The sequence below is a fragment of the Modestobacter sp. KNN46-3 genome (genome assembly GCF_011039295.1).
In genome coordinates, this window is record NZ_JAAKGN010000213.1 from 1 (window position 1) to 6,336 (window position 6,336).

6 protein-coding genes are annotated in these 6,336 nt (G+C 70.4%); all 6 read left to right on the top strand.

What is annotated here, in order from left to right; genetic code table 11:
• Window positions 1-961: carbohydrate ABC transporter permease (locus tag G5C62_RS24735; RefSeq protein WP_206330847.1), on the top strand; the 961-nt coding region annotated here is incomplete at its 5' end.
• Window positions 962-979: 18 nt separating this feature from the next.
• Window positions 980-1,840: a carbohydrate ABC transporter permease gene (locus G5C62_RS24740; protein WP_241176118.1), complete on the top strand. Its 861-nt coding sequence runs from the start codon at window positions 980-982 to the stop codon at window positions 1,838-1,840.
• A gap of 128 nt (window positions 1,841-1,968) precedes the next feature.
• Window positions 1,969-3,282 (top strand): ABC transporter substrate-binding protein, encoded by a 1,314-nt coding sequence (locus tag G5C62_RS24745; protein ID WP_063124213.1) that lies wholly within the window; start codon window positions 1,969-1,971, stop codon window positions 3,280-3,282.
• An 82-nt stretch (window positions 3,283-3,364) separates the two neighbouring features.
• Window positions 3,365-4,783 carry a Gfo/Idh/MocA family oxidoreductase gene (locus G5C62_RS24750; RefSeq protein ID WP_206330848.1) on the top strand — a complete coding sequence of 473 codons (1,419 nt, stop codon included), beginning with the start codon at window positions 3,365-3,367 and terminating at the stop codon, window positions 4,781-4,783.
• A 29-nt stretch (window positions 4,784-4,812) separates the two neighbouring features.
• Entirely contained in the window at window positions 4,813-5,961 is a 1,149-nt protein-coding gene (locus tag G5C62_RS24755) for a Gfo/Idh/MocA family protein (RefSeq protein ID WP_231557990.1), read from the top strand.
• Window positions 5,958-6,336 (top strand): DUF993 family protein (locus tag G5C62_RS24760; protein ID WP_164703103.1); only part of this gene is annotated, 379 nt, incomplete at its 3' end. The genes G5C62_RS24755 and G5C62_RS24760, both read left to right, overlap by 4 nt.

A 6,336-nucleotide genomic window follows, 5' to 3' on the forward strand; every position in this document is an offset into this window, starting at 1 on the left:
GTCAACGCTCGACGTGCCGTCGCGCGAACGCTCGCACGACGAGGCTCCCGGAGCCACGGGTCGTGCTGCGCCCCGTGGGCGGAAGTGGTGGACGGCTCGGCTCACGCCGTACCTGTTCCTCGCTCCGTGGTTCGCCGGCCTGCTGTTCATCACCGCCGGGCCGATCGCTGCATCGGCCTACCTGTCCTTCACCGACTACAGCCTCATCGGTGCGCCGGAGTGGATCGGGCTGGCCAACTTCGAGCGGATGTTCGACGACCCGCGCTTCTACCAGTCGCTGAAGGTCACGTTCATCTACGTCGCCGTCTCGGTGCCGATCCAGCTGGCGTTCGCACTGTTCCTGGCGATGATCCTCGACCGGGGCCTGCGCGGCCTGGCGCTCTACCGGTCGATCTACTACCTGCCGTCGCTGATCGGCGGCAGCGTCGCGATCGCCATCCTGTGGCGGCAGATCTTCGGCTCCGACGGGCTGCTCAACCAGGTGCTCCGGTTCGTGGGGTTCGAGAACCCGCCCGGCTGGGTCTCCGACCCCGACTACGCCCTCGGCACGCTGATCATCCTGAACGTCTGGACCTTCGGTGCCCCGATGGTCATCTTCCTGGCCGGGCTGCGGCAGATCCCGACCATGTACTACGAGGCGGCGTCCCTGGACGGCGCGGGGAAGGTCCGGCAGTTCCTGCAGGTCACCCTGCCGCTGCTCTCGCCGATCATCTTCTTCAACCTCGTGCTGCAGACGATCAACGCGTTCCAGACGTTCACGCAGGCGTTCATCGTGAGCGGCGGCACCGGTGGTCCGGCCGACTCCACGCTCTTCTACACGCTCTACCTCTACCAGCGCGGCTTCGGCAACTTCGACATGGGCTACGCCTCGGCGCTGGCCTGGTTCCTCCTGCTCATCGTCGGTGGCCTGACCGCGATCAACTTCTTCGCATCGAAGTACTGGGTGTTCTATGGCGACTGACCTGACCGTGGCCCCCCTGTGGCTGCCACGGAGAAGCTCCCCGACCGCAAGAAGAAGCAGCGGCCGCGCTGGCTGGCGCACATCGTGCTCATCCTCGGTGCGCTGCTCATGCTCTATCCGCTGCTGTGGATGCTCTCGAGCTCGTTCAAGTTCACCGAGGACATCTTCAGCCAGACCGGGCTGATCCCGGAGCGCGTCACCGGGCAGAACTACCCCGACGGCTGGACCGCGCTGCCGCGGGACTTCGGCCACTACATCTGGAACTCGCTCGTCATCGTCGTCGGTTCCATCATCGGCAACCTGCTGGCCTGCTCCCTGGCGGCCTACGCATTCGCGCGGCTGGACTTCAAGTTCAAGAAGTTCTGGTTCGCGGTGATGCTCGGGACGATGATGCTGCCGATCCACGTGGTGATCGTGCCGCAGTACATCCTGTTCTCCGAGCTCGAGTGGATCAACACGTACTGGCCGTTGATCGTGCCGAAGCTGCTGGCCACCGACGGCTTCTTCATCTTCCTGATGGTGCAGTTCATCCGGGGCATCCCGACCGAACTGGACGAGGCCGCCCGGATCGACGGCTGTGGGCACTTCGCGATCTTCTGGCGGATCGTGATCCCGCTGTCGGTGCCGGCCCTGGCCACCACGGCCATCTTCACCTTCATCTGGACCTGGAACGACTTCTTCAGCCAGCTGATCTTCCTGACCGACCCGGAGATGTACACCGTCCCGGTCGCCCTGCGGACGTTCGTCGACGCGACGAGCCAGACGCCGTGGGGTCCTGTCTTCGCCATGTCGATCGTCGCCCTGGCGCCGGTCTTCGGCTTCTTCCTCGCGGGCCAGCGCTATCTCGTCCGAGGCATCGCCACCACGGGGCTCAAGTGACACCACCCCACGGCTCACGCGGCACCCGTTCACGCCGCACCCATTCACGCAGCACTTACAAGGAGGTAAGGAACGTGCACACGAACCGGACGAATTGGGCGCGTGCGCCCTGGCCCACCCGCCTCGGCGTGACCGGCGGCGTCCTCGGGCTGCTGCTCACCACCGCTGCCTGCGGCGGCGACAGCGGCGGCGGAGGCGGTGGTGCGGCTGCCGACGGCGGCACCACCCGAGAGGACGGCCCGGTCAGCATGCGGATGTCGTGGTGGGGCAGTGACACCCGGCACGCGGCCACCCAGCAGCTGATCGACCTCTACGAGTCGCAGAACGAGGGCGTCACGATCGAGGGCGACTTCACCGGCTTCGCCGACTACTGGGACCGGCTCGCCACGGGCACCGCCGGTGGCCAGGCGCCGTGCGTCATGCAGCAGGACACCCGCTACGTGCGGGAGTACGCCGACCGCAACGCGCTGCTGGACCTGACGCCGTACATCGAGGACGGCACCATCGACACCAGCAACCTCGACGAGAACGTCGCCGAGACGGGCATGGTCGAGGACGCCACCTACGCGATCCCGACCGGCGTCAACGCCTTCTCCCTGGTCGTCGACCCGCAGGCCTACGCCGCCGCCGGCGTCGAACTGCCCGACGACTCGTCCTGGACGTGGGACGAGATGGTCGAGACCGCCGCCCAGGTCACCGAGGCGACCGGCGGGCAGGTGTACGGCATGCAGGCGATGGGCCTCAACGGTGGCGACACCAACTTCGAGGTCTACGCCCGGGAACAGGGCGAGGCGCTGTTCGACGAGAACGGCGAGATCGGCTTCACCCAGGAGACCCTGGCCGAGTGGTGGAACATCGAGAAGCAGGCGTCCGAGACCGGCGCCGAGCCGCCGCCGTCCACCACCGTCGAGGTCTTCAACGGCGGTGTCGACCAGGCGCTGGTCGCCACCGGCCGGGGTGCCTCGGGGTTCTGGTGGACCAACGAGCTGCCCGCCCTGACCGCAGGGGCCGGCACCGAGCTGCAGTTCATGCGGTTCCCCACCGAGGAGGGGGACGGCGAGACCGGCATGTACCTGAAGCCGGCCATGTTCTGGGCGGTCAGCAGCAGCTGCGAGAGCCCGCAGGAGGCCGCGATGCTCGTCGACTGGCTGATCAACTCCGAGGACGCGGTGGAGATCATCAAGGCCGACCGCGGCCTGCCGGTGAACACCGAGCTGCGTGACCAGATCGCCCCGACGCTGGACCCGGCCGGCCAGGCCGCCGTGTCCTTCGTCGAGGAGATCACCCCCGACCTGCAGGACCCGCCGGCGCTGCCCCCGCAGGGCGCCGGTGAGGTGCAGGCGATCCTGCAGCGCTACACCGAGCAGATCCTGTTCGACCAGATCTCGGTGGAGGACGCCGCCGAGCGGTTCATGACCGAGGTCGAGTCGGCGATCGCCTGATCGGCGGCCAGGGGGCGGCCGGTCACCGGCCGCCCCCTGGCACCCCTCCCTGCGCCACCCGCCCCACCACCGAGAGGGAGACGTGACCACCACAGCCTCGTCCGCGCCCCCGGAGCCGCGTCGCTACGCGATCGTCGGCACCGGCCACCGCGCCGAGATGTACGTCGCGGCGCTGCTGGGCAGCCACGCCGACGTCGGCCGGCTCGTCGCCCTCTGCGACCCCAACAGCACGCGGATGGCCTACTACCAGCGCCAGTTCGCCGCAGCCCACCCCGGCGCGGCGCCGCTGCCGGCCTACGGGCCCGAGGACTTCGACACGATGCTCGACCGGGAGCAGCCCGACGTCGTCATCGTCGCGAGCGTCGACTTCACCCACGCCGAGTACATCTCCCGCGCGCTGCGCGCCGGCCGCGACGTGATCACCGAGAAGCCGCTGACCACCGACGCGGCAGGCTGCCGCACCATCGTCGACGCCGTCGACGAGACCGGCCGCGACCTGGTCGTCACCTTCAACTACCGCTACTCGCCGCGGAACGCCGCCGTCCGCCGGCTCGTCGCCGAGGGCGCCATCGGCGCGGTCACCTCCGTGCACTTCGAGTGGGTGCTGGACTCCGTCCACGGCGCCGACTACTTCCGGCGCTGGCACCGGGACAAGTCGCTGTCCGGCGGCCTGTTCGTGCACAAGGCCACGCACCACTTCGACCTGGTCAACTGGTGGGTCGGCGCGGTGCCGGAGACCGTCTTCGCCCTCGGCGACCTGCGCTTCTACGGCGACGCCAACGCGAAGGAGCGGGGCCTGGGGGAGCGCCCGGCCCGCAGCCACGGCGCCCCGGACGCCGGCCGTGACCCGTTCGCGCTCGACCTGGCCGGCAACGAGCGGCTGCGTCAGCTCTACCTGGAGGCGGAGGCCGAGGACGGCTACATCCGCGACCAGGACGTGTTCTCCCCGGGCATCACCATCGAGGACAACATGGCGCTGCTGCTGCGCTACGCCGACGGCCCGGTGCTCAGCTACTCGCTCAACGCCCACGGCCCCTGGGAGGGCTACCGGGTGAGCATCAACGGCACCGAGGGCCGGATCGAGCTGTCGGTGGTCGAGCGGGCCGCGGTCGTCGCCGCGGACGACGTCATCGGCGGGTTCGGCGTCGCCGTCGACCCGAGCGCCACGCCGGAGGAGGTCGAGGCGGCCTCCGGTGCCCGGAGCGAGGGCACCGAGCTGGTGCTGCAGCGCCGCTGGGAGACAGCCCAGCGGATCGAGGTCCCCGAGGGGCCCGGCGCGCACGGCGGTGGCGACGCCCTGCTGCTGGACGACCTGTTCCGCCCCGGCACCCGGTCGGACCCGCTGGGCCAGGCGGCCGGCTGGCTCGACGGCGTCCGCAGCGTGCTCGTCGGCGCGGCCGCCAACCAGTCCCTCACCACCGGCCAGGTCGTGCACCTGGCCGACTTCGGCATCCCGCTGCGGCCCGAGGCCGCAGCCGCTCCCGCCGGGAGCACCCGATGACCCCCTCACCCGCTTCGGAGGCAAGCACCGTGGACAGCTCGATCGGCATCATCATGAACGGCGTCACCGGCCGGATGGGCTACCGCCAGCACCTGGTCCGGTCCATCCTCGCCATCCGGGACGCCGGTGGGCTGCAGCTCGCCGACGGCCGCCGGGTCGTGCCCGAGCCGATCCTGGTGGGTCGCAACGAGCGCAAGCTGGCCGACCTCGCCGCCCAGCACGGCATCGAGCGGTGGACGACGGACCTGGACGAGGCGCTGCGGGACGACTCCGCACCGATCTACTTCGACGCCCAGGTCACCCAGGCGCGAGAGAAGTCGATCAAGGCCGCGATCGCCGCCGGCAAGCACATCTACACCGAGAAGCCGACCGCGGAGTCCCTCGAGGGCGCCCTGGAGCTGGCCCGGCTCGCCGCCGAGGCCGGGGTCAAGAACGGCGTCGTCCACGACAAGCTCTACCTGCCCGGCCTGGTCAAGCTGAAGCGGCTGATCGACGGCGGCTTCTTCGGCCAGATCCTGTCGGTGCGCGGCGAGTTCGGCTACTGGGTGTTCGAGGGCGACTGGCAGGAGGCCCAGCGGCCGAGCTGGAACTACCGCAAGGAGGACGGCGGCGGCATCGTCGTCGACATGTTCTGCCACTGGTCCTACGTGCTGGAGAACCTCTTCGGCCGGCCGGAGGCGGTCACCGCCAAGGCGGTCACCCACATCCCCACCAGGATCGACGAGCACGGGCAGCCCTACCCGGCCACCGCCGACGACGCCGCCTACGGCATCTTCGAGCTGCCCGGCGGCGTGATCGCGCAGATCAACTCCTCCTGGGCGGTGCGGGTCTACCGCGACGAGCTGGTCGAGTTCCAGGTCGACGGCACCGAGGGCAGCGCCGTCGCCGGGCTGCGCGAGTGCAAGATCCAGCACCGGGCCACCACCCCGAAGCCGGTCTGGAACCCCGACCTGCCGGTCACCGAGCGGTTCCGGGACCAGTGGCAGGTCGTGCCGGACAACGCCGACCTGGACAACGGCTTCCGGGCGCAGTGGGAGCAGTTCCTCCGCCACGTGCTCGAGGACGCCCCGCACGCCTACGACTTCCTCGCCGGTGCCCGCGGCGTGCAGGTGGCCGAGCTGGGCCTGCAGTCCTCGGCCGAGGGCCGCCGGATCGAGATCCCCGAGGTGACGGTGTGAGCGGCCCGACCGTCCGGCTGCCCCGGTCCGACGGCACGGTCGCCGAGCACCGGCTCGGCGAGCCCGGCGCCTTCACCCGCCCCGACGGCCCGCTGACCAGCCGCACCGCCTACGCCGCGGCGCACGTGGTGGCCGACCCGTTCGGCGACAACACCCCCGGTGCGCCGGTGGACGTCGACTGGGAGGCGACGCTCGCCTTCCGCCGGCACCTGTGGTCCTACGGCCTGGGTGTCGCCGACGCGATGGACACCGCCCAGCGCGGCATGGGCATGCCCTGGAGCACCACCGCCGAGCTGATCCGCCGGTCGGCCGCCGAGGCCCAGGCCTGCGGCGGGCTGCTGGCCTGCGGTGCGGGCACCGACCAGGCACCGGCCG